Here is a 23,053-nt window from a genome sequence, read left to right as displayed (position 1 = left end):
GCGGGGCGCGCGTGCGGTTGGCTTAGCTGTCGTAATCTATCACATGGCGGAGTTGTTTTTCATACTCCAGTGCCTTGCCGGTGCCGAGCGCCACACAATTGAGTGATTCATTCGCGACCGAGATCGCCAGCCCGGTCTGCTCGCGCAGGGCCAGGTCCAGCTCGCCCAGCAGCGCGCCGCCGCCGGTCAGCATCACGCCCCGGTCGACGATGTCGGCGGCCAGATCGGGTGGCGTCGCTTCCAGCGCGATCATCACCGCCTCGCAGATCTGTTGCACGGGTTCGGCCAATGCCTCGGCCACCTGGGCCTGATTGATCTCGATTTCCTTGGGCACGCCGTTCAGCAGATCGCGGCCGCGGATATGCATCGACGCGCCACGCCCGTCATCGGGCATCCGCGCGGTGCCGATCGAGGTCTTGATCCGCTCGGCGGTGGCTTCGCCGATCAGCAGGTTCTGCTGGCGCCGCAGATAGGAGATCACCGCGTCGTCCATCCGGTCGCCGCCGACGCGCACAGAGCGCGCATAGACGATGTCGCCCAGCGACAGAACGGCCACCTCGGTGGTGCCGCCACCGATATCCACGACCATGTTGCCGGTCGGGTCGGTGATCGGCATGCCCGCACCGATGGCCGCGGCGATGGGTTCGGCGATCAGCCCGGCGCGGCGCGCGCCTGCCGACAGCACCGACTGACGGATCGCGCGCTTTTCAACCGGGGTCGCGCCGTGGGGCACGCAGACGATGATCTTGGGCTTGGTGAAGGTGGTGCGTTTGTGGACCTTGCGGATGAAATACTTGATCATCTCTTCGGCCACGTCGAAATCGGCGATCACGCCTTCGCGCATCGGGCGGATCGCCTCGATGCTGCCGGGTGTGCGGCCCAGCATCAGCTTGGCATCCTCGCCCACGGCCAGCACCTGTTTGCGCCCGTCCTTGACGTGAAAAGCGACCACCGAGGGCTCGTTAAGGACAATGCCCTTGCCCTTGACATAGACAAGCGTGTTCGCCGTCCCAAGGTCGATCGCCATATCGGACGAAAACAAACTACCAAATGCCATGTCTGACTGTCCTGCTGCCGCTGTCCTGCCCGCGACTCCGTGCGCGAGGGCTTTTTGCGTTATAGTCAGCGTCTACTGGCAGGAAAAGGCCCGTTTCTGGCCGTGCGACGGGATTCCGCTCATGCAGTGCCGGTATGGATCGGGCCACAAGGCTTTGACAGTTCGAATAGTGGAAGTATAACTCCATATTACCTTATAATTCAGTAAAAAATATTTGAATATATAAAAAAATAAGGAGCGGAAGATTCTCTGAAATTCCCCAGCCGAACATGCTGTATTCTGGGAATTGCACGTCCGTGCGCCTGATGACGGTAGAAACCTCAGGCAGCTTAAAACCGTGTAGGGTCCCGGGATGTTATTGATATTTAACCGCCGAGATAACTTCGCTTCAACGACACAATATCACCATATTGCCATGTAGAACTGTTTCCAATTAATGCCTAATCATTGCTGCTGGAGTGAATTCGAGATGACAATTGCAGAACGCGATCAGGCCAATTACCTGTCCGCCCGAGACAGCTCACCCAAGGATCTTTTGATCTATGCGGCCAAGAACTCCGGGCGCTCCGTGTTGCAGATTCAGCGCGAGTTCAACCAGATGGCCAAGTCGCACAGCCAGTTGAACATGGTCGAATACGTGCGCAACGGTCTGTTCGACATAGACCGTTACACACAGGACGAACGCGATCAGTTCATTTCAAACGATCTGCATTGGCCGATCACCCACAAGTGTTGTCACAAGGGCTGGACCAGCGCCGCCGAGGATAAGGTTCTCGCCGCGACGCTGCTTCAGGCGGGGGGTGTCCCGGTCCCCGAGACCGTCGCCGTTTTCGACCAATCTCCACGCATCTATCCAGGCCTCAACAAGATCTCTTCGGTCGAGGGGCTGCGCGAACTGCTGACGACCTATGCCGGCGAACCGCTGTTCTGCAAAATCGTCGACGGCATGGTCAGCTTCGGGGCGTTTCGCATCGAAGATGGGGACGACAACCAAATCGTCTGCACCGGTCACCCGCCAATGTCGCACGACCACTTTCTTGCCGAATTCGTCGGCAGTAACGCCTATGTCATCCAGCGGGAACTGCGCAATCACTCCGGGTTCGCGAAATACGCCTCGGCGCTCGGCACTGTCCGGATGGTGAACATGGTCATGGACACCGGCGTCTATTGCCCCATCGCTTTGATCAAGCTGCCGCAGGGAGGCAATATTGCGGACGCTTTCTGGCGTCCGGGCAATCTCGCCTGCGCGATCGATGTGGAGACGGGCCGTATTCTGACGATCGCACGCCGCGGGATCGAAACCGAGTTTCTGGACGATCACCCCGACCATGCCGGGTTGGTGGGGCTGGAATTGCCGTTTTGGTCCGAGTTGTGCGAAATCAACGACCGTGCGGGGCGTATTTTCGCGCCCATCCGCTATCAGTCGACTGATATCGCGATCACAGAAGCGGGCCCCGTGATCGTCGAGCTGAACTATGGCGGGGGGTTCGATCTGCCGCAATACGCCAGCGGCCGTGGCTTGCTGACGCCGCAAGTGCGCGCCTTCTTCGAAAGCTGCGGGGTTGAATTCGGCCGGAAAAAGAAACGCAGGCTTGGTATTTTCGGCGGTTGAAGACGTGCTGCTGCCCCGGTGGCCGCTGGCCCCGGGGCATTTTCCGTCGTTTCAACTCACGTCGGTGTAAGAGACCGATTTGATGTCGTCCCCAGGTTTCGACTTTTCGCGCCGCACCAGCAGCCGGTTCAGCGCGTTCACATAAGCCTTGGCCGAGGCCACGACCGTGTCGGTATCGGCGGACTGGCCGGTGACGATGCGGCCGTCCTCCTCCATCCGGACGCTGACGGTGGCCTGGGCGTCGGTGCCTTCGGTCACCGCATGGACCTGATAAAGCTGCAGATGCGCCTGATGCGGGAACAGCGCCTTGACCGCGTTGAAGGCGGCATCGACCGGCCCGTCGCCCTGGGCCGTGATCTGGTGATCCGTACCGTCGATGGTCAGGATCAGGTCGGCCGATTGCGGCGCTTCGGTGCCGCAGATCACGCGCAGGAACTTGAGCTGGATCCGGCCGTGCGCCTCGTCCGAGGCGCTGTCGCGCATCAGGGCGATCAGGTCGTCGTCGAACACCTCTTTCTTGCGGTCGGCCAGCGCCTTGAACCGCACGAACACGTCCTGCAATTGATTGTCGGCCAGATCGAAGCCCAGATCGGTCATCTTGGCGCGCAGCGCGGCGCGGCCCGAATGCTTGCCCATCACCAGGTTGGTGGCGCTGAGGCCGACATCCTCGGGGCGCATGATCTCGAACGTTTCGGCGTTTTTCAGCATACCGTCCTGATGGATGCCGGATTCATGCGCAAAGGCGTTCTTGCCGACGATCGCCTTGTTGTACTGCACCGGAAAGCCCGACACGGTGGCCACGCGGCGGCTGATCCCCATGATCTTGGTGGTGTCGATGCCGGTGCGATAGGGCATGATGTCATTGCGCACCTTCAGCGCCATCACCACCTCTTCCAGCGCGGTGTTGCCGGCGCGTTCGCCCAGCCCGTTGATCGTGCATTCGATCTGCCGCGCGCCGGCCTCGACCGCGGCCAGCGCGTTGGCGGTGGCCATGCCCAGATCGTTGTGGCAGTGGGTGGCGAACACCACCGCGTCGGCGCCGGGTACGCAGTCGATCAGGCGGCGGATCAGATCGGCCGACTCGCGCGGGGCGGTATAGCCCACGGTGTCGGGGACGTTGATCGTGGTGGCGCCCGCCTTGATCGCGATTTCGATCACCCGGCACAGATAGTCGAACTCGGTCCGGGTGGCGTCCATCGGCGACCATTGCACGTTGTCGCACAGGTTGCGGGCATGGCTGACCGTTTCATGGATCAGATCGGCCATCGCGTCCTTGCTGAGCTTGGGAATGTCGCGGTGCAGCGGCGAGGTGCCGATAAAGGTGTGGATGCGCGGCTGGGCGGCGTGTTTCACCGCGTCCCAACACCGGTCGATGTCGCGGAAATTGGCCCGCGCCAGCCCGCAGATCACGGAGTTTTTCGAGTTCTTGGCGATGTCGCGCACGGCCTCGAAATCACCTTCCGAGGCGATCGGAAACCCGGCCTCGATGATGTCCACGCCCATCTCGTCCAGCATGGAGGCGATCTCCAGCTTTTCGTTATGGCTCATGGTGGCGCCGGGGCTTTGCTCGCCGTCGCGCAGGGTGGTGTCGAAAATCAGGACGCGGTCCTGTTTGGCAATATCGGTCATGTCGATGTCTTTCATTCTGTCCTTAGCTATGCAGTCCGGCGCTGGTCACCTCTGAGCGGTCGCGCCGAAGGCACGCTCAGCGATGGCTAAGGAGAAGAAGGGCACGGGACAGCAGGGTGCGCGGGGCGGCACCCAAATGCAGGTTGATATGTGCAATCCGTGTCATCGGGGCGGAATATAAGCGCTGGGGCAAGAAAGAGGAAGCCTGAATTTGCGCGGGCATCGGGCAGGCCGGGGTTATTCCGACGTGCCGGGCTGCGGGGCCTCGTCGCCCGTGTCAGGTGCGGCGTCCCCGGCGGTCAGAACGTCGTTTTGCCAGGTGCCGGCGTCCTCTTCGCCGGTGGCGTAATGCATGATGCCTTCGCCCTGGCGCTTGCCGGCGCGGAACATGCCTTCATAGACATCGCCATTGGCATAGGTGGCGACGCCCTTGCCGTCCAGTTCTCCGGCTTTCCAGCCGCCCTCGTATGTGAACCCGTCGGGCATGACGATCTTGCCCTGCCCCTCGCGCTGTTCGGCGACGAAATCGCCCTCATAGACGGTGCCGTCGGCATAGGTCGCCTTGCCGTGACCGTCGCGCAAGCCGTTCTTCCATTCGCCGGTATAGGAATAGCCGTCGGTATAGGTCATGGTGCCCTGGCCGTGATAGCGGGCATTCTTCCATTCGCCGTCATAGACCAGCCCGTTGGCATCGATGGCGATCCCCTTGCCGTCGAAGGCGCCGGCCTTCCATTCGCCCTCATAGCTGGTGCCGTGGGGATAGGTGATCTTGCCGATGCCATCGGGCAGATCGTCGTGGAAATGCCCGACATAGACCGAGCCGTCGGGATAGGTCGCGGTGCCCTGACCCTCGATCCGGCCGGCGACCCATTCGCCGTCATAATGATAGCCGTCGGCGGTGCGCAGCACACCCCGGCCCTGGCGCGCATCGTTGAGGTAAGACCCTTCATAGACATCGCCGGTGGCATAGGTCGTCTTGCCCGCGCCATGGCGCTCGCCGTTCACCAGCAGCCCTTCATAGACATCGCCATTGGCATAGGTCAGCTTGCCCAGTCCGTTGATGTGGTCGTCCTTCCAGGCGCCGACATAGGTATAACCGTCGGGCGTGGTCTGTGTGCCCTGGCCCGCGCGCTGGCCGTTCTTCATGCCGCCTTCATAGATCGTGCCGTCGGGGTCGGTGATCTTGCCCTCGCCTTCCTTGACGCCATTCACCCAGTCGCCTTCGTAGACATAGCCGTTCGGGCTGGTCATCGTGCCCCGGCCATGGTGCATCGAATTCAGGAAGCCGCCCTCATACCGCACGCCATTGGCATAGACCGTGGTTCCGGTGCCGGTGATCTTGTTGTGCACCCAGTCGCCTTCATAGATGCCGCCATCGGCAAAGGTGATCTTGCCGAACCCGTGCAATGTGCCGTTTTCGAAATTTCCTTCATAGACTGACCCGTCGGGAAAGCGCGCGATGCCGGTGCCGCGGATTTCGCCATCGACCCACTGGCCGGAATATTCATAGCCGCTGGGCAGCCGGTAGGTGCCATGCCCGTGCTGCTTGCCATCCTTGAAGGTGCCCTCATAGATGCCGCCGTCGTCATATTGCTTGGTCACGACCTCGTCCGCGCCCTGGGCCCCGGCCAGCCCGGCGGCGGCAAGGAATGCGCCTGTCAGAATCGCCCGTGTCAGCGTTGCGCCTGCCTTATGCACGAAAGTCCCCTTCGACCTGCTGTCTTTAGCACCGATGAATGCCGCCAAAGCCTAATTGAGCACCAGCGGGGAGACAACGGTTTTCACGATCAATCGGCTTTCACTTGCCTGTGGCTCTGATAAGAGGTCAGTTCGACAAGGAGGCGCCCATGGCAGATATGTTTCGCCTGACACTGGCACAGCTGAACCCGACCGTTGGCGCGCTTGATGCGAATGCCGACAAGGCGCGCACGGCCTGGGCGGCGGCGAAAGCGGCCGGTGCCGACATGATCGCGCTGCCCGAGATGTTCATCACCGGCTATCAGGCGCAGGACCTGGTGATGAAGCGCGCCTTCACCGCCGATGCGATGGCCCATGTGGATCAGCTGGCAACCGATTGCGCCGATGGCCCGGCGCTGGGCATCGGTGGGCCCTATTGGGACGGCGCGGCGCTGTATAACGCCTATTTCGTGCTTCAGGGCGGGCAGATCGTGGCGCGGGTTCTGAAACAGCGCCTGCCCAACGAAACCGTGTTCGACGAGGAACGCCTGTTCGTGCCCGGCCCGCCGCAGGGGCCCTACAGCATCGGCCCGCTGCGCATCGGCACCCCGATCTGCGAAGATGCCTGGCACCCCGACTCTGTGTGCGAAACCCTGGCCGAAACCGGGGCCGAGATCCTGCTGGTGCCCAACGGGTCGCCCTATTACCGCAACAAATACCCGGTCAGGGTGAACCATATGGTCGGCCGTGTGGTCGAGACCGGCCTGCCGCTGATCTATCTCAACATGGTCGGCGGCCAGGACGATCAGGTGTTCGATGGCGCCAGTTTCGTGCTGAACCCCGGCGGCGCGCTGGCGGTGCAGATGCCCGTGCTGGACGAGGCGCTGGCCCATGTCGATTTTACCCGCACCCCCGAAGGCTGGCGCGCGGTGCCGGGCGACAAGGCGCTGCTGCCTGACGAGTGGGAGCAGGACTATCGCGTGATGGTCGAGGCGCTGCGCGACTATCTGGGCAAGAGCGGCTTCAAGAAGGTGCTGCTGGGCCTGTCGGGCGGAATCGACAGTGCCATCGTGGCCACCATCGCCTCCGATGCGATCGGGCCGCAAAACGTGCGCTGCGTGATGCTGCCGTCGGAATATACCTCGCCCCATTCGCTGCAGGATGCCGAGGCCGTGGCGCGGGCGCTGGGCTGCCCCTATGATACGGTGCCGATCAGCGCCGGGCGCAAGGCGGTAACCGAAACGCTGGCCCCGCTGTTCGAAGGCTACGCCCCGGATGTGACCGAGGAAAACATCCAGTCGCGCCTGCGCGGGCTGCTGCTGATGGCGATGTCCAACAAGTTCGGCGAGATGCTGTTGACCACCGGCAACAAGTCCGAGGTGGCGGTGGGCTATGCCACGATCTATGGCGACATGGCCGGCGGCTATAACCCGATCAAGGATCTATACAAGACGCGGGTGTTCGAAACCTGCCGCTGGCGCAACGCCAATCACCGGCCCTGGATGATGGGCCCGGCGGGCGCGGTGATCCCGCCCCGGGTGATCGACAAGCCCCCCTCGGCCGAGCTGCGCGCGGACCAGAAGGATGAGGACAGCCTGCCGCCCTATGACGTGCTGGACGCGATCCTGACCATGCTGATCGACGAGGAAAGATCGGTGGCCGAGGTCGTGGCCACCGGGATCGACCGCGACGTGGTCAAGAAGGTCGAGCGGCTGATCTACCTGTCGGAATACAAGCGCTATCAATCCGCCCCCGGCGCGCGGCTGACGCATCGGGCATTCTGGCTGGACCGGCGCTATCCGATCGTCAACCGCTGGCGGGACGAGGGCTGACCGGGGCGGGGCGGTATTCGTACAGGTTGTCCCAGTCTTCCGTGCCCGTCAGCGCAAAGCCCTGACCAAGGTAGAACCGGTTGGCCGCGCTGCCCTTCAGCGCCATCAGCCGCAGCGGCAGGCCGCGCGCCTGCGCGATGTCCTTCAGCGCGGCAAGCGCCTTGCGCCCGGTGCCCCGCCCCTGTGCCGCCGGCAGGACATAGAGGTGGTCAAGATACAGATGATCGCCCTTGTCGCGCAGCACGACCATCCCCACCGCGCGCCCGTCTTGAAAAATCCACCTGGTTTCATCGGGGGTGAACCCGGCCAGAAACCGCTGCCGGGCCCGGTCGGGGTCAAAGCGGCCAAGGGCCAACAGGCTGGGCCGCATCGCGGCCAGGCGCAGATCGGCCAGATCGTCCGCGTCGGCGGCATGGACGGGCCCGAAATCCAGCCCCCGCGCCCGGTCGGGGATCATCACGTCACAGTTCGGTCAGCGGGCACTGGGTCACCAGCCGCTCGACATCGGCGCGGGTGCACAGCCGGGTGGCGTCGGTGGTCACCGCGGCGCTGGCCGCCGCCGCGCCCAGTTGCAGCGCGGTGCCGAAATCCTGACGCCGCGCCAGCGCCAGAACGAAGGCCGCCACGAAACTGTCGCCCGCGCCGACCTTGCTCTTGACCTCGACCGGGGCGGCGGCGGCGTGCAGGCGCACGCCCTCGGCCGCCAGAACCGAGCCATCGGCGCCGCGCGCCACGATCACCACCTTGGCCGCGCCGCGGGCCACCAGCTCGGCGGCGAAATCGGCGCTGTCGGCGCGGGTGGGCAGGCGGCGCCCGGCCAGTTCCTCGGCCTCTTCATCGTCCATGCGCAGCAGATAGGGGGCGGGGCCGGGCACCTCGGCCAGGTGATGCAGCGGCGCGCCCGAGGTATCGACCACCACCCGCGCCCGGCGATCTTGCAGCCGGATACAGACCCGGGTGGCGAAATCCGCCGGGATGCCGGGCGGCAGACTGCCGCTAAGCACCACGAACCCCTCGTCGGGTACCGCATCGGATATGGCGCTCAGGATCGCCTCCAGCCGCTCGGCGTCCCAGACCGGACCGGGCAGGACAAAGCGGTATTGCTGCCCGGTGCTGCGGTCGGTCACGGCCAGGCTTTGCCGGGTTTCGCCCGGGGCGCGGAACGGCAGGATGGCGATGCCTTCCTCGACCAGCAACTGGCGCAGCTTCTTGCCGGTCGGCCCGCCGATCGCCACCAGCGCGCGGGTCTGCCCGCCCAGAATGCGCACCGCGCGCGACACGTTGATGCCGCCGCCGCCGGGGTCGGTCTGCGGCAGGTCACAGCGCAGCTTCGGCCCCGGTTCGACATGTTCGGCCGATGTGGCCAGATCCACCGCCGGGTTCAGTGTCACTGTCAGAATATCCTGCATATGCCGCGCCTTCCGCCTGATTTCAGGGCACAGTGACAGCCCCCCGCGGCGCCGCCAAGGCTGGTTGCGCTAAAAAAGCGGCACCGATGCGCGGGCGGGGCGACTTCTGCCTTGTCTTTGGCAGAAAATCCGCTGCCGCCGCCCATTCGAAAGGCGCTGCGCGCCCCGCGTCAGCCCTCGGACAGCATCATCTGATAGCTGGCGGGCACATAGCGGAAACCCTCGCCGCGCGGTTCGGCATAGCCCATGGCGGGAAAGGGCATGTGATAGCCGATGAACGGCACCCGGTCGGCGGCCATCATCCCCAACAGCCGGCGGCGGGTCGCGGCGGCGGCGGGCTTGTCCATGTCGAACGACACCTCCCAATCGGGATAGCCCAGCGACCAGACATAGTGGTTGGCGAAATCCGCGCCCAACACCATTTGCCGGCCGTCGCTGTCCAGCACGAAGGCCATATGCCCCGGCGTGTGCCCGAAGGCGGCCATGGCGGTGATGCCCGGCGCGACGCTGCCGCCATCGTCCAGAAACCGCATCCTGTCGGCCAGCGGCCGGACCTTGGTGTCGAACCCGTCATTGCCCATCGCGGCCCAGGCGTCGTATTCGACCGCGCCGGTGACATAACGGGCGTTGCCGAAGGTTTCGCCGCCCGCGCCCGACAGCCCGCCGATATGGTCGCCGTGCATATGGGTCAGCACGACCACATCCACCTGATCGGGGCTGTAGCCCGCCGCCGCCAGCGCGCCGGTGATGCCCTCGGGGGTCAGCCCGGTGTCGAACAGGATCAGCTCGGCCCCGGTATTGACCAGCGTCGGGGTGAAAAAGAACTGCGCCTTGTCGGTGGGGATGAAATTGGCGCGTGCCGCTTCGCCGAATTCCGCGTCCGAGGCATTCAGCCCGAAGATCGTGTGCGGGTCGGGCACGGTGCGGGTGCCAGCCAGAAGCGCGGTCACCTCGAACCCGCCCAGCTTGAAACGGTTGAACCGGGTCAGGCCCATGCCCATCATCGGTGCCGCGGCCTGTGCGCCGCCTGCGGCCATGCCGGCCAGCGGCAGTGCGGCCCCCGCACACAGCGCGCTGCGGCGGGTCATCTTGGTCTTGGAATTCATCCTGTCCTCCCGTCGGACTGTGGCGTGTGTCGCACAGGATAGCCGGGTTGCGTGATTTTTACATGTCACGACCTTGCGAGGCGGACAGCTATTCCCACCACCGGTCGATCGCGGCGATATCGTCATCGGACCAGCCCAGATGATGCGCCAGCTCATGCACATAGACATGGGCGACCAGTTCCATCAGCGTGACCCCTTCGCGTTCGGCCCATTCATCCAGCAACGCGCGGCGGAACAGCCAGATCACATCGGGCTGAACGGGTTGATCCATAACCGATTTCAGGGTCAGCGGCACGCCGTCATACAGGCCCGACAGGGAAAACGGATCGTCGATCTCCAGCTCGCGCAGCATATCGTCGGGGGCCAGATCCTCGACCCGCAGCAGCACCTCGCGCGCCTTGGCGGCAAAGGGGGCGGGCAAGGCATCGCGCGCCGCCAGCGCCAGGGCGGCGATGTCGTCGAGGTCGGGTGGGGTGGCGCGGGTCCAGTCGGTGCTCATGCCCCCTATATGGACAATCGCGCGCGTCTGTGAAAGAGCGGGCGCCAACAGGAGACTGCCATGACCGTGACCCGTTTCGCCCCGTCGCCCACCGGATATATCCATGTGGGCAACCTGCGCACCGCGCTGTTCAACTATCTGATCACCCGCAAGGCGGGGGGGACGTTCATCCTGCGGCTGGATGACACGGATCCGGAACGTTCCAAACCCGAATATGCCGACGCGATTCAGGAAGATCTGGAATGGCTGGGCATCACCTGGGACCGGATCGAGCGGCAGTCGGCCCGGCTGGACCGCTATCACGCCGCCGCAGATCAGTTGCGCGGGATGGGCCGGTTCTATGAATGTTTCGAAACCCCGACCGAGCTGGACCTCAAGCGCAAGAAACAACTGAACATGGGTAAGCCGCCGGTCTATGACCGCGCCGGGCTGCACCTGTCGGACGCTGAAAAAGCCGCCCTGCGCGCCGACCGCGCCGGTCACTGGCGGTTCTTGCTGGATCACGAACGGATCGAATGGACCGACGGTATCCTGGGCGACATTTCCATCGATGCGGCGTCGGTGTCCGATCCGGTGCTGATCCGCGGCGACGGGCAGGTGCTTTATACGCTGGCCTCGGTGGTGGATGATGTCGAAATGGGCGTGACCCATGTGGTGCGCGGCTCTGACCATGTGACCAACACCGCGACGCAGATCCAGATGATCCGCGCGCTGGGCGGGGCGGTGCCCCAATTCGCGCATCATTCGCTGCTGACCGGCCCGCAGGGCGAGGCGCTGTCGAAACGGCTGGGCGTGCTGTCGATCCGCGACCTGCGCGCGCAGGGGATCGCGCCGATGGCGTTGCTGAGCCTGATGGCGCGGCTGGGGTCGAGCCAGCCGATAGAGCTGTGCAGCTCTATCGACGAACTGGTGGACGGCTTCGATATCGCCCATTTCGGCGCGGCCCCCACGAAATTCGACGTGAACGATCTGTTTCCGCTGACCGCAAAACATCTGCATTCCCTGTCGCTGCCGGATGTGGCCGATGACGTGGCCGCGCTGGGCGTGCCCGATGCGTTGGCGCCGCAGTTCTGGGATGTGGTGAAGGACAATATCACCGTGAAGGCCGATATGGCCGCATGGTGGGATCTGTTCCGCAACGGTGCGGCACCGCTGGTCGAAGAGGAGGACAAGGAGTTCATCGCCCAGGCGCTGACCCTGCTGTCCGAGCCGCCCTATACGCCGCAAACCTGGGCCGACTGGACCGCCGCAGTGAAAGAGGCCTCCGGCCGCAAGGGCAAGGGGCTGTTCATGCCGCTGCGCAAGGCGGTCACCGGTCGGGCGCGTGGCCCTGAAATGGCAGATGTGATGCCCTTGCTGCAGAAAAAACCGGGCTGATCCGCTTCTTCTCGGCCTCAATACTCCCGCCGGAGGCCCGATTTTTCGCAGAAAATCGAATCTGCGCGCTGTCAGAGCCGTGTGATCACATTGGCCGACAGGCGTGATAGCTGGCCATCGACAAAGCCGCGCTCGTCCGCATCCAGCGGTTGGTGTCGCGGATAGACCGGCGTGATCCGGTCATCCAGGATCGGCGCGTCCCAGCCATCGGTGGTGTCGAAAAACCGCCGCGCGCCGTCCGGCCCGAATTCGCGCAGATAGCCCTGCACGACCACGTCGATATAGCTCAGCAGGATCGGGTGGCGCATGTCGGGATGGTCGGAATGCTGCGGCGCGACGGCATAGATATGCAACTCGTCCAGATCGGGCCGCGCGACCCTGTGGCGGTCATAGGCGTGTTCGCGCGCGTCAAGCGCGGCCCAGTCACGTCCGGGCACTGCGGCGATCAGCCCGTCGATCACCGCGCCGGGCGCTTCGACCACGGTCAGAAAGGCGACCGGGCGCAGCTTGGTGTGCCGCCAGGCGCGCCGCCAGCCGGTCACCTGCGCGGGACTGGCGCGCGGATAGCTGTGGGTGGCGCGGTTGACCAGCGAGCCATACCCGAAAAAGAACGGATCCTGCATGGCTGTAAATCTGGGCAGTTCTGCGATGAAAGCAAGGTCTTGCCGCATCCCGGCGCTTGATCTAGTGTTTCCTGCATCCGCTACGGGAGAATCTGGGGCAACCCAGTGCCGAAGGAGCAACCGCCCCGGTAAACTCTCAGGCCAACGGACCGTTGCGGAGCACGAAACTCTGGAGAGTGGCGCATAGCGCCCGCCGAAGGGATAACGATCTCAGGCGAAGGGACAGAGGGGGCATCGATCTGGCGGCCTTGCGGGGCCGGTAATGCGGTGCCCGGCTTATGCCGGCGATGAGAGGGATTGCTGAATGGCGGAGCCAAAGCGCACGGGGCTATACGATCTGCATCTGGAACTTGGCGCGAAAATGGTGCCGTTCGCGGGCTATGACATGCCCGTGCAGTACAAGCCCGGCGTGATGAAAGAGCACCTGCATTGCCGCGCGGCGGCCGGGCTGTTCGATGTCAGCCATATGGGCCAGGTGATCGTGCGGCCCAAATCCGGCGATCCGGCGGATGCGGCCCTGGCGCTGGAACGGCTGGTGCCGGTCGATGTGCTGGGGCTGAAGCCGGGGCGGCAGCGCTATGCGCTTTTCACCAACGAGGATGGCGGCATTCTGGACGATCTGATGATCGCCAGCCGTGGCGATCACCTGTTTCTGGTGGTCAACGCGGCCTGCAAGGACGCCGATGTCGCCCATCTGCGCACCCACCTGTCCAATAGCTGCGAGATCACGGAAATCACCGACCGCGCGCTTTTGGCGTTGCAGGGGCCGATGGCCGAGGCGGTGCTGGACGGGATCGCGCCGGGCGCGGCTGCGATGCGTTTCATGGATGTGGTCACGCTGGCATCGGCCTTCGGCGATCTGTGGGTGTCGCGCTCGGGCTATACCGGCGAGGACGGGTTCGAGATTTCGGTCGCCGCCGATCAGGCCGACCCCTTCGCCCGCGCGCTGCTGGCCGATCCGGCGGTCGCGCCCATCGGCCTGGGTGCGCGCGACAGCCTGCGGCTGGAGGCGGGGCTGTGCCTGTACGGTCATGACATCGACACCACCACCACCCCGGTCGAGGCCGCGCTGAGCTGGGCCATCCAGAAGGTCCGCCGCACCGGCGGCGCGCGCGCGGGCGGTTTTCCCGGCGCCGACCGCATCCTGACCGAACTGGCCGGGATCACCCCCCGCCTGCGCGTGGGACTGCGCCCCGAGGGGCGCGCGCCGATGCGCGAGGGCACACAGTTGTTCGCGGCGCCCGATGCGCCGCTTCCGATCGGGGCGGTCACGTCGGGCGCGTTCGGCCCGTCGATCGAGGGGCCGATGTCCATGGGCTATGTCGCCACGCCGCACGCGGCCGAAGGCACCACCATCTATGGCGAGGTGCGCGGAAAACGCCTGCCCGCCACCATCACGGCGCTGCCGTTCAGAGCATCCACCTATAAGCGTTGAGGGACCAACACAGATGAAATTCACCGAGGAACATGAATGGCTGCGCGTCGAGGATGACGTGGTGGTCGTGGGGATCACCGAACATGCCGCCGAACAGCTGGGCGACGTGGTTTTCGTGGATCTGCCCGAGGAAGGCACGACCGTCTCCAAGGATGACGAGGTCGTGGTGATCGAAAGCGTCAAGGCCGCGTCCGACATCCTCGCCCCGCTCGATGGCGAGATCGTCGAGGTCAACGAGGCGCTGACCGACAATCCCAGCCTGGTCAACGAAGACGCCCAGGGCGAGGCCTGGTTCTTCAAGATGAAGGTCGAGGATCTGTCCGCGCTGGACGATCTGATGGACGAGGCCGAATACAAAGACTTCATCGCGTGACAGTCCTTCGGATCGTCCCCAACCTTGCCGCCCCCGATCCGGCCGGGCTGGCGGCGTTCTACCGCGATCTTCTGGGGCTGGAGCCGCTGATGGAAATGGCCTTTATTTCCACGCTGGGGGCCCCGAACCAAGCGGCGGTGCAACTGAGCCTGGCCTCCGAGGGCGGATCCGGCACGGCGCTGCCCGCCATATCGGTCGAGGTGGACGATCTGAACGACACGCTGGCCCGCGCCCGGAACCTTGGCGCCGCCATCGAATACGGCCCCGTGGACGAGCCCTGGGGTGTGCGGCGCTTCTTTCTGCGTGATCCGGCGGGAACGCTGGTGAATATTCTGACTCATACCTGAACCGGACGAACACATGCCTTTCACCCCCACCGATTACGACCCCTATGATTTCGCCAACCGCCGCCACATCGGCCCCTCGCCCGAGGAAATGGCCGAGATGCTGCAGGTGCTGGGGGTGGACAGTCTGGACGCGCTGATCGACCAGACGGTGCCGCAAAGCATCCGTCAGGCCGAGCCGCTGAACTTCGGCAAGCCGAAATCCGAGCGCGAGCTGCTCTGGCATCTGCGCCAGGTCGCCAAGAAGAACAAGCCCTTCACCACGCTGATCGGACAGGGTTATTCCGGCACCGTCACCCCGCCGGCGATTCAGCGCAACATTCTGGAAAACCCGGCCTGGTACACGGCCTATACGCCCTATCAGCCGGAAATCAGCCAGGGCCGGCTTGAGGCGCTGCTGAATTACCAGACCATGGTCAGCGATCTGACCGGGCTGGAAATCGCCAACGCCTCGCTGCTGGACGAGGCCACCGCCTGTGCCGAGGCGATGACCATGGCGCGGCGCGTCGCCAAATCGAAGGCGCGCGCGTTCTTTGTCGACAAGAACTGTCATCCGCAGAACATCGCCGTGATCTGCACCCGCGCCGATCCGCTGGGGATCGAGGTGATCGTGGGCGATCCCGAAACCGATCTTGATCCCGCACAGGTCTTCGCCGCGATCTTCCAGTATCCCGGCACCCATGGCGGGCTGCTGGATTTCACCGCCCCGATCGCCGCGCTGCACGATGCCAAGGCTTTGGGCATCGTGGTGGCCGACCCGCTGGCGCTGACCTTGCTGAAGGAGCCCGGCGCGATGGGCGCCGACATCGCCGTGGGCAGCACCCAGCGCTTCGGTGTGCCGATGGGGTATGGCGGGCCGCACGCGGCCTATATGGCCTGCAAGGACGCCTACAAGCGCGCCATGCCCGGCCGTATCGTCGGCGTGTCGGTGGATGCGCGCGGCAACAAGGCCTATCGGTTGTCCCTGCAAACCCGCGAACAGCACATCCGCAGGGAAAGGGCCACCTCGAACGTCTGCACTGCGCAGGCGCTGCTGGCGGTGATGGCCGGGTTCTATGCGGTGTTTCACGGTCCCAAGGGGCTGAAGGCCATCGCGCAGCGGATCCATTCGAAAACCGTGCGTCTGGTCGAGGTGCTGGAGGAGGGCGGTTTCAAGGTCGAACCCGAAGCGTTCTTTGACACCGTGACGGTCGAGGTCGGGCCGATGCAGGGCGTGATCCTGAACGCCGCCCGCGCGTCAGAGATCAACCTGCGCAAGGTCGGCGAGACCAGGATCGGTATTTCGCTTGATGAAACCACGCGCTGGCAAAGCATCGTGAATGTCTGGGCGGCCTTCGGTCTGGGCGATGTGCCGGTGGACCGCAGCCGCAAGTTCCGCATCCCCGGCGCGTTGCTGCGCGACAGCGAGTATCTGACCCATCCGGTATTCCACATGAACCGCGCCGAGACCGAGATGATGCGCTATATGCGCCGTCTGGCCGACCGCGATCTGGCGCTGGACCGGGCGATGATCCCGCTGGGGTCATGTACGATGAAGCTGAACGCCGCGGTCGAAATGATGCCGATCAGCTGGCCCGAATTCGCCCATCTGCACCCGTTCGCCCCCGCCGATCAGGCGCAGGGCTATGCGCAGATGGTCGACAGCCTGGGACAGATTTTGTGTCAGGCCACCGGTTATGACGCGATGTCGATGCAGCCCAATTCGGGCGCGCAGGGCGAATATGCGGGGCTGCTGACCATCGCCGCCTATCATCGGTCGCGCGGGCAGGGGCACCGCAACGTGTGTCTGATCCCGGTATCGGCGCATGGCACCAACCCGGCCTCGGCGCATATGTGCGGGATGCAGGTCGTGGTGGTGAAATCGGCCGAGAACGGCGATATCGATCTGGCCGATTTCCGCGCCAAGGCCGAGGCCGCGGGCGACGCGCTGGCCGCTTGCATGATCACCTATCCCTCGACCCATGGCGTGTTCGAGGAGACGGTGCGCGAAGTCTGCGAGATCACCCACGCCTTCGGTGGACAGGTCTATCTGGACGGGGCCAATCTGAACGCGCTGGTCGGGCTGGTGAAACCGGGCGAGATCGGTGCCGACGTCAGCCACCTGAACCTGCACAAGACATTTGCCATTCCGCATGGCGGCGGTGGCCCCGGCATGGGGCCGATCGGGGTCAAGGCGCATCTGGCACCCTTCCTGCCCGGCCATCCCGAAACCGGCGGTGCCGAAGGCCCGGTCTCGGCCGCGCCCTATGGCTCGGCCTCGATTCTGCTGATTTCCTGGGCCTATTGCCTGGCGATGGGCGGCGCGGGCCTGACCCAGGCCACGCGGGTGGCGATCCTGAATGCCAATTACATCGCCGCGCGGCTGGACGGCGCCTATGATGTGCTGTTCCGGGGCAAAACGGGCCGCGTCGCGCATGAATGCATCCTCGACACCCGGCCCTTCGCCGACAGCGCCGGGATCAGCGTCGACGACATCGCCAAGCGGCTGATCGACAACGGCTTTCACGCCCCGACCATGAGCTGGCCGGTGGCGGGCACACTGATGGTGGAACCGACCGAGTCCGAGACCAAGGCCGAGCTGGACAGGTTCTGTGACGCGATGCTGGCGATCCGGGCCGAAATCGCGGCGGTCGAGGCGGGCGAGATGGACGCGGACAACAACCCGCTGAAACACGCGCCGCATACGGTGAACGATCTGGTCGCCGAATGGGATCGCCCCTATAGCCGCGAACAGGGCTGCTTTCCGCCGGGCGCGTTCCGGGTGGACAAATACTGGCCGCCCGTGGGGCGTGTCGATAACGTTTACGGCGACCGGCATCTGGTCTGTACCTGTCCGCCGGTCAGCGATTATGTCGAGGCAGCGGAATAGAGTGCGCGCCTGCGGCGCACGACATGCGTTCGATTGGGGCGCTGCCCCAAACCCCGGGATATTTGCACCAAAGCAATTGGAAGGGGAGCCTTCGTATGTTGCTTTGGGCGAAATATCCCCGCCGGAGGCATACCGGCCCGCAGGGCCGCAAACCAATGGCTTGCGCCGCAGGCGCGCCGCTTGGTCAACCCTTTCGGCGCGGGTGCAGATCTTCTGCGCTGAAGCTTACCCCATGCGCGGCCAGCCAATCGGTGAACTGTGCGGTCTTGGCTTCCAGCGAACAGGTGCCGGTCAGGCAGGACGGATCGCGCGCATAGTCTTCGCGCAGTTTCAGCTGGGTGTCGGGGTCAAGCTCGTGCCAGGGGGTCATGGGGCGCCTCAATTGACATGCGGGCAAATTCTGCTCTTGTCGAGGCGGGGGTGCAACCCAATATATTCGTGAATTGGAATATTGTGGAGGGCCGGGAATGGCTGCCAGTCTGAAACTCGTCTGCCACGATTGCGGCAGCGCCAACCGGGTGCCCGAGGGTAAGCTGGGCGCGGGTCCGAAATGCGGCACCTGCGGCGCGCGGCTGAGCGATGGCAAGGTGCGCGAGCTGGATTTGAAGACCCTGCTGAAAAGCGCCAAGACCGACGATGTGCCGCTGTTGGTGGATTTCTGGGCGCCGTGGTGCGGTCCGTGCCGGATGATGGCGCCGCAATTCGCGCAGGCCGCGCAGGCGCTGGCGCCGCATGCGCGGCTGGCCAAGATCGACACCCAAGAGCATCCGCAGGCCGCGACGCAGTATAACATCCGCGGTATTCCGGCACTGATCCTGTTCCAGAACGGGCGCGAGGTGGCGCGGCTGGCCGGGGCGCGGCCCGCAGCGGATATCGAGGCGTTCGTGCGCAGCAAGGTCAGGCTGCCCGCTTGACAAGCGCGTGGTCATGCGCAAAGCCTGCCCGCGTTGGGGCCGTAGCTCAGTTGGGAGAGCGCGTCGTTCGCAATGACGAGGTCGTCGGTTCGATCCCGATCGGCTCCACCAAATTTCCTCAGGCGAAATCCACTGCGTGGTGCAGCGGCAGGTGGCGTATGCGTTTGCCTGTGAGGCTGAAGATCGCATTGGCCAGCGCCGGCGCGATCGGGGGCGTCGCGGGTTCGCCCACGCCGCCCGGTGCCCCGCCCGAGGCCAGGATGCGGGTGTCGACCGGCGGCATCCGGTCCATGCGCACCGCGTCGTAGCTGTCAAAGTTATCCTCGACCACCGCGCCATCCGCGAAGGTGATCTCGCCGCTGATCGCGGCACTTAGCCCATAGGTGATGCCCGATACGATCTGCGCCTCGATATTGCGCGGATCCAGCGCAAGCCCGACATCCTGCGCGCACCATATCCGGTCGATGCGCAGGCCCGCCGGGCTGTCTGAAACCTGGACGATCTGCGCGGTGGGCGACCCGAAGGAGTATGAAAACGCCACGCCGCGCGCCGTGCCCGTGAGCAGGGGGCTGCCCCAGTCGGCCATGTCGGCGACGGTTTCCAGCACCTTGGCGGCCTTTGCGCTTTGCCCCGCCAACAACGCCAGGCGCATCGCGACCGGATCCTGCCCGCCGGCATGGGCCAGTTCGTCCAGAAAGCTTTCCATCACGAAGCAGTTGCTTGAATTGCCCACCGATCGCCACGATCCGACCGGCACCGCCACGTCCGAGATATAGCCGCGCACCCGGAAATGCGGCACGCCGTAGGGCTGATCGAACAGCCCCTCGACCAGCAGCTTGTCGGCGCCGGGCGGGGTCATGCCAGCCGCGCGCTTGCCCTGCATCCGGTAGGCCGAGGCCGCGGCCAGATCGACCGACAGTGCCGCGGGCCCGTCCGCGCCGGGCTTGCCCGCGGCCCGCGCGATCACGCCGGGGCGATAGAAATCGTGGCGCATGTCTTCTTCGCGCGAATAGGTCAGTTGCACCGGCGTGCCGGGCAACTCTTTGGCGATCCGCGCGGCCAGATCGGTCACGTCATATTCGGCGCGCCGCCCGAACCCGCCGCCCAGATAGGGGGTGTGCACGGTCACGTCGTCGGGTCTCAGATCCGCGGCCCTGGCGGCGGCGTCGCGGATCAGCGTGGGCGCCTGATTGCCGGCCCAGATCGTCATATGACCGCCCTTGAACAGTGCCACTGCGTTCATCGGCTCCATCGTCGAATGGGCCAGATAGGGCAGGCGGTATTCGGCCTCGATCACGTCGTCGCCCTGCAGCGCATTTGCCACATCGCCGTCATCGCGCAGGGTAGAGTTGGGGCGGCTGTCGAAAGCACCGGCGATTTCATCGAAAATCCCGGCCGTGTCGGCGGGATAGGGCGCAGGGCCCCAGTCGAAGCGGATCGTATCCAGCGCCTGAAACGCGCGCCATGTGTTATCGGCCACCACCGCCACGCCGGTGCCCAGATCGATGATCCGCTGCACACCCGGCATCGTGCGGGCCGTTTCGGCGTGATAGCTGTGCAGCCCGCCGCCCAGGCGCGGGTTCATCCGCACGGCGGCGTGCAGCATCCCGTCCGGCCGCACGTCGATGCCGAACTCGGCGGTGCCGGTGACCTTGGGGACCATATCGAGCCGGGGCAGGGGCTTGCCCAGCAACACCCAGTCTGCGGGCGATTTCAGCGCGGGCGTGGCGGGCGGGTCGATCAGCGCAGCGTCGGCGGCCAGATCCGCATAGCGCAGCGCGGTGCCGTCGGGGGCGATCACGGCGCCGCCCCGGGTCTTCAGCCGATCGGCGGGCAGGTCCAGACGCGCCGCCGCCGCCGCGATCAGCACATGGCGCGCCGCCGCCCCGGCCAGGCGCATCTTGTCATAGCCGTCGCGAATCGAGGTGGACCCACCGGTCACCTGCATCCCCATCACCCTGGCGGCCACACCGGCGGCGGCCGTGGCGATCTCTTTCGTCCGGCTGTCGCGGTATTCGGCGAAGGGCAGGCCGGCGGCGATCACTGCACCGTTGAAATAGGCCGATGCGGCGGGCCCGTGTATGGCGCGAATATCGGCCCAGTCCATGTCCAGCTCTTCGGCCACCAGCGCGGCCAGCGTGGTTTGCACGCCCTGACCCATCTCGGCGCGGGGGGTGACGATGGTCACGCCCGTGTCGGTGATCAGCACATAGGGGTTCAGCGTGACCTCACCGGGGCCGGGGATCAGCGGGTTGTCCACTGGCTTGCCCAGCTCATAGACGCCGAAGGCCACGCCGCCGACGATTGCGGCCGACCCGATCAGCAGGGCGCGGCGGGTGACGGTGCCGGGCATGCTCAACCCTCCCGGATCTGACGCGCGGCGGCGTGAATCGCGGCGCGGATGCGCGGATAGGTGCCGCAGCGGCACAGGTTGCCGGCCATCGCGGCGTCGATCTCGGCATCTGTCGGGGTAGGGATTTCGGCCAGCAGCGCGGTGGCGGCCACGATCTGCCCCGACTGGCAATAGCCGCATTGCGCGACCTGATGATCGACCCAGGCGCGCTGCACCGCGCTCAGCGCGTCGGGGGTGCCCAGCCCCTCGATCGTGGTGACGGCGCCCCAGACATCGCCCACCGGCAAAACGCAGGCGCGGGTCGCTTCGCCGTCGATCTGTACGGTGCAGGCGCCGCATTGGGCGATGCCGCAGCCATATTTGGTGCCGGTCATCCGCAGAACGTCGCGCAACACCCACAGCAGGGGCATGTCGGGTTCGACGTCGATCTGATGGGGGGTGCCGTTTACAATCAGTTCCATGCCGTCCTCGGGGTCGCCGCGCCGCCATGCGGGGTCTTGGCTTTATCGGGGGTGCCACCGGGGCAAGGCAACAAAAAAGGGCGCACGAAGGCGCCCTTTTCGATCATTTGTGACGTGACTTACGCCAGCGCGATGTTGGTCGCGCTTTCGCGGCCATCACGGCCGGCTTCGATGTCGAAGGTCACTTTCTGGTTGTCTGCCAGGGTGCGCAGGCCAGCGCGTTCCAGTGCGGTGATGTGCACGAACACGTCTTTGCTGCCGCCATCGGGGGCGATAAAGCCGAAGCCTTTAGTTTCGTTGAACCATTTAACGGTGCCAGTAGCCATCCGTCTGTCTCCTTTTGATACTGCCCGCGTAGGTGCGGCAGTCCGGCTTAGTCAGTGCTAGATCGAAAGACTGACGCCGGGTGAGGGAAGACAGTGGTCGATAGAGAATAACGTCGCATCGCCCACATGGGGCTTTCCGCGTGACATTGCAAGCAAATTCGTTGCAAGTGCGCGCGGCGGAACATGCGCGAAAGGAACGGCAGATGGCGATTGGCGACGCGGTAATGGCGCGCTGTGGCGGGCAATGCGAACTGTGCGGGGCAGAGGCGGTGCAGGCGGTCGCGGTGGCGCCGCGCGATGACGAGGTGGCGCTGTGCGCGGTCTGTGCCGAAGGTGTGGCCGGGCGCGCGCCCGAGGGGCAGCACTGGCGCTGTCTGCAATCGTCGATGTGGTCCGAGGTGCCCGCGGTTCAGGTGCTGGCCTGGCAGATGCTGACCCGGCTAAAGGCCGAGCCCTGGGCCGCCGAGGCGCTGGACATGCTGTATCTGGACCCCGGTCTGCAAGCCTGGGCCGAGGCCGGCGCGCAGCCCGACGTGGTGCATCGCGACAGCAATGGCACGGTGCTGGCGGCGGGCGATACGGTGACGCTGATCAAGGATTTGCCGGTCAAGGGCGCAGGTTTCACCGCCAAGCGCGGCACCGCGGTGCGGGGCATTTCGCTGGTCGCCGACAATGCCGGGCATATCGAGGGCCGGGTCGAAGGCCAGCGGATCGTGATCCTGACCGAGTTCGTCAAGAAGCGCTGAGCGGCGCAGGCAAGGCACCGTGGGGCGCCCTGCAAATATCGCGGAGTCGGATCAGCGGTTCTTGCCACCACCATTGTTGCCGCCGTCGCGCTGGTCGGCAAGATCGGTATCGAGCTTGCCGCAGGCCTGCTGCACCATTTCGCCAAGCATTTCATCCTCGCCGGGGGTGTCGACGCTTTGCGCGAGGTTTTCCTCGTGGTTTTGCATCAAAAGCGTGTCGTCTTCGTCGGCCCAGGGGTTGGCGTGGCCGGCAAGGGCCGGGGACGCTGTCAGCGCCGCAAGCGCCAGAGAGAGGGTCAGTTTCTTCATTTTCGTGCCTTTGCGATAGGTCTGCCAAAAGGTTCGCGCGCCTTGGGCATCTTGCATTGGGGATATGAGTTAAAAAGGCCACTATGCCGCAGGGCGGGCATG

General features: G+C 65.0%; 22 protein-coding genes, 1 tRNA gene and 1 riboswitch. Of the genes, 10 read left to right on the top strand and 13 right to left on the bottom strand.

Annotated features, from left to right (window positions below; genetic code table 11):
- Positions 1–22 precede the first annotated feature (22 nt).
- Positions 23–1,057, bottom strand: coding sequence for a rod shape-determining protein (locus ACSR1C_RS09710; RefSeq protein ID WP_460259075.1), 1,035 nt, complete (start codon positions 1,055–1,057; stop codon positions 23–25).
- Between the two features lie 436 nt (positions 1,058–1,493).
- On the opposite strand from ACSR1C_RS09710, the gene ACSR1C_RS09705 reads away from it, so the two are divergent.
- A complete protein-coding gene (locus ACSR1C_RS09705) occupies positions 1,494–2,669 on the top strand; it encodes a sugar-transfer associated ATP-grasp domain-containing protein (protein WP_460259076.1) in 1,176 nt (391 codons plus the stop codon).
- A gap of 51 nt (positions 2,670–2,720) precedes the next feature.
- Here the strand turns inward: ACSR1C_RS09705 and ACSR1C_RS09700 are convergent, their stop codons facing one another.
- Positions 2,721–4,298: a 2-isopropylmalate synthase gene (locus ACSR1C_RS09700; protein WP_460259290.1), complete on the bottom strand. Its 1,578-nt coding sequence runs from the start codon at positions 4,296–4,298 to the stop codon at positions 2,721–2,723.
- Positions 4,299–4,535: 237 nt separating this feature from the next.
- Positions 4,536–5,996 (bottom strand): MORN repeat-containing protein, encoded by a 1,461-nt coding sequence (locus ACSR1C_RS09695; RefSeq protein ID WP_460259077.1) that lies wholly within the window; start codon positions 5,994–5,996, stop codon positions 4,536–4,538.
- Positions 5,997–6,145: 149 nt separating this feature from the next.
- Between ACSR1C_RS09695 and ACSR1C_RS09690 the strand changes: the two genes are divergently transcribed.
- Positions 6,146–7,807 carry an NAD+ synthase gene (locus ACSR1C_RS09690; RefSeq protein ID WP_460259078.1) on the top strand — a complete coding sequence of 554 codons (1,662 nt, stop codon included), beginning with the start codon at positions 6,146–6,148 and terminating at the stop codon, positions 7,805–7,807.
- Here ACSR1C_RS09690 and ACSR1C_RS09685 read toward each other — a convergent pair.
- The 4 genes from ACSR1C_RS09685 to ACSR1C_RS09670 form a co-directional block, all read right to left on the bottom strand.
- Positions 7,782–8,264, bottom strand: coding sequence for a GNAT family N-acetyltransferase (locus ACSR1C_RS09685; RefSeq protein ID WP_460259291.1), 483 nt, complete (start codon positions 8,262–8,264; stop codon positions 7,782–7,784). The genes ACSR1C_RS09690 and ACSR1C_RS09685 overlap by 26 nt on opposite strands.
- Positions 8,265–8,268: 4 nt before the next feature.
- Entirely contained in the window at positions 8,269–9,216 is a 948-nt protein-coding gene (locus ACSR1C_RS09680) for a 1-phosphofructokinase family hexose kinase (protein ID WP_460259079.1), read from the bottom strand.
- Between the two features lie 170 nt (positions 9,217–9,386).
- Positions 9,387–10,322, bottom strand: a complete 936-nt coding sequence (locus ACSR1C_RS09675) for an MBL fold metallo-hydrolase (protein WP_460259080.1) — start codon at positions 10,320–10,322, stop codon at positions 9,387–9,389.
- An 88-nt stretch (positions 10,323–10,410) separates the two neighbouring features.
- On the bottom strand, positions 10,411–10,821 hold the full coding sequence (locus ACSR1C_RS09670) for a metallopeptidase family protein (protein ID WP_460259081.1): 411 nt from the start codon (positions 10,819–10,821) through the stop codon (positions 10,411–10,413).
- A gap of 60 nt (positions 10,822–10,881) precedes the next feature.
- On the opposite strand from ACSR1C_RS09670, the gene gltX reads away from it, so the two are divergent.
- Positions 10,882–12,198, top strand: coding sequence for a glutamate--tRNA ligase (gltX, locus tag ACSR1C_RS09665; RefSeq protein WP_460259082.1), 1,317 nt, complete (start codon positions 10,882–10,884; stop codon positions 12,196–12,198).
- 71 nt (positions 12,199–12,269) lie between these two features.
- On the opposite strand, the gene ACSR1C_RS09660 is transcribed toward gltX, so the two are convergent.
- Positions 12,270–12,821 carry a gamma-glutamylcyclotransferase family protein gene (locus ACSR1C_RS09660; RefSeq protein WP_460259083.1) on the bottom strand — a complete coding sequence of 184 codons (552 nt, stop codon included), beginning with the start codon at positions 12,819–12,821 and terminating at the stop codon, positions 12,270–12,272.
- Between the two features lie 73 nt (positions 12,822–12,894).
- Positions 12,895–12,983, top strand: a riboswitch (glycine riboswitch).
- Between the two features lie 142 nt (positions 12,984–13,125).
- On the opposite strand from ACSR1C_RS09660, the gene gcvT reads away from it, so the two are divergent.
- Genes gcvT through gcvP form a run of 4 tightly spaced genes read left to right on the top strand, consistent with a single transcriptional unit; the run spans position 13,126 to position 17,842 of the window.
- The gene (gene gcvT, locus ACSR1C_RS09655) at positions 13,126–14,256 is read left to right on the top strand and encodes a glycine cleavage system aminomethyltransferase GcvT (RefSeq protein WP_460259084.1); all 1,131 of its coding nucleotides are present in this window, start codon (positions 13,126–13,128) and stop codon (positions 14,254–14,256) included.
- A gap of 13 nt (positions 14,257–14,269) precedes the next feature.
- Positions 14,270–14,629 carry a glycine cleavage system protein GcvH gene (gcvH, locus tag ACSR1C_RS09650; RefSeq protein ID WP_460259085.1) on the top strand — a complete coding sequence of 120 codons (360 nt, stop codon included), beginning with the start codon at positions 14,270–14,272 and terminating at the stop codon, positions 14,627–14,629.
- The gene (locus ACSR1C_RS09645; protein WP_460259086.1) at positions 14,626–14,976 is read left to right on the top strand and encodes a VOC family protein; all 351 of its coding nucleotides are present in this window, start codon (positions 14,626–14,628) and stop codon (positions 14,974–14,976) included. Before gcvH ends, ACSR1C_RS09645 begins: the two co-directional genes overlap by 4 nt.
- 13 nt (positions 14,977–14,989) lie before the next feature.
- Positions 14,990–17,842 carry an aminomethyl-transferring glycine dehydrogenase gene (gene gcvP, locus ACSR1C_RS09640; protein WP_460259087.1) on the top strand — a complete coding sequence of 951 codons (2,853 nt, stop codon included), beginning with the start codon at positions 14,990–14,992 and terminating at the stop codon, positions 17,840–17,842.
- Positions 17,843–18,026: 184 nt separating this feature from the next.
- Here the strand turns inward: gcvP and ACSR1C_RS09635 are convergent, their stop codons facing one another.
- On the bottom strand, positions 18,027–18,212 hold the full coding sequence (locus ACSR1C_RS09635) for a hypothetical protein (protein WP_460259088.1): 186 nt from the start codon (positions 18,210–18,212) through the stop codon (positions 18,027–18,029).
- Positions 18,213–18,309: 97 nt separating this feature from the next.
- Here ACSR1C_RS09635 and trxC point away from each other — a divergent pair, with 97 nt between their 5' ends.
- Entirely contained in the window at positions 18,310–18,756 is a 447-nt protein-coding gene (gene trxC, locus ACSR1C_RS09630) for a thioredoxin TrxC (protein ID WP_460259089.1), read from the top strand.
- A 35-nt stretch (positions 18,757–18,791) separates the two neighbouring features.
- Positions 18,792–18,867: transfer RNA gene (locus ACSR1C_RS09625), tRNA-Ala, on the top strand.
- A gap of 7 nt (positions 18,868–18,874) precedes the next feature.
- Here ACSR1C_RS09625 and ACSR1C_RS09620 read toward each other — a convergent pair.
- From ACSR1C_RS09620 to ACSR1C_RS09610, 3 genes are all read right to left on the bottom strand, one after another.
- On the bottom strand, positions 18,875–21,109 hold the full coding sequence (locus ACSR1C_RS09620) for a xanthine dehydrogenase family protein molybdopterin-binding subunit (protein WP_460259090.1): 2,235 nt from the start codon (positions 21,107–21,109) through the stop codon (positions 18,875–18,877).
- A gap of 2 nt (positions 21,110–21,111) precedes the next feature.
- Positions 21,112–21,570 carry a (2Fe-2S)-binding protein gene (locus ACSR1C_RS09615; RefSeq protein WP_460259091.1) on the bottom strand — a complete coding sequence of 153 codons (459 nt, stop codon included), beginning with the start codon at positions 21,568–21,570 and terminating at the stop codon, positions 21,112–21,114.
- A 119-nt stretch (positions 21,571–21,689) separates the two neighbouring features.
- Positions 21,690–21,896, bottom strand: coding sequence for a cold-shock protein (locus ACSR1C_RS09610; RefSeq protein ID WP_093965738.1), 207 nt, complete (start codon positions 21,894–21,896; stop codon positions 21,690–21,692).
- Between the two features lie 203 nt (positions 21,897–22,099).
- Between ACSR1C_RS09610 and ACSR1C_RS09605 the strand changes: the two genes are divergently transcribed.
- Entirely contained in the window at positions 22,100–22,642 is a 543-nt protein-coding gene (locus ACSR1C_RS09605) for a PhnA domain-containing protein (RefSeq protein ID WP_460259092.1), read from the top strand.
- Positions 22,643–22,693: 51 nt separating this feature from the next.
- Here ACSR1C_RS09605 and ACSR1C_RS09600 read toward each other — a convergent pair whose 3' ends face one another.
- Positions 22,694–22,951 (bottom strand): hypothetical protein, encoded by a 258-nt coding sequence (locus ACSR1C_RS09600; protein ID WP_460259093.1) that lies wholly within the window; start codon positions 22,949–22,951, stop codon positions 22,694–22,696.
- Positions 22,952–23,053 lie beyond the last annotated feature (102 nt).

It is taken from the genome of Actibacterium sp. D185-2 (genome assembly GCF_054954595.1).
The sequence above is the reverse complement of the archived record's forward strand: the minus strand, read 5'-3'. Positions and strand labels throughout refer to the sequence as shown.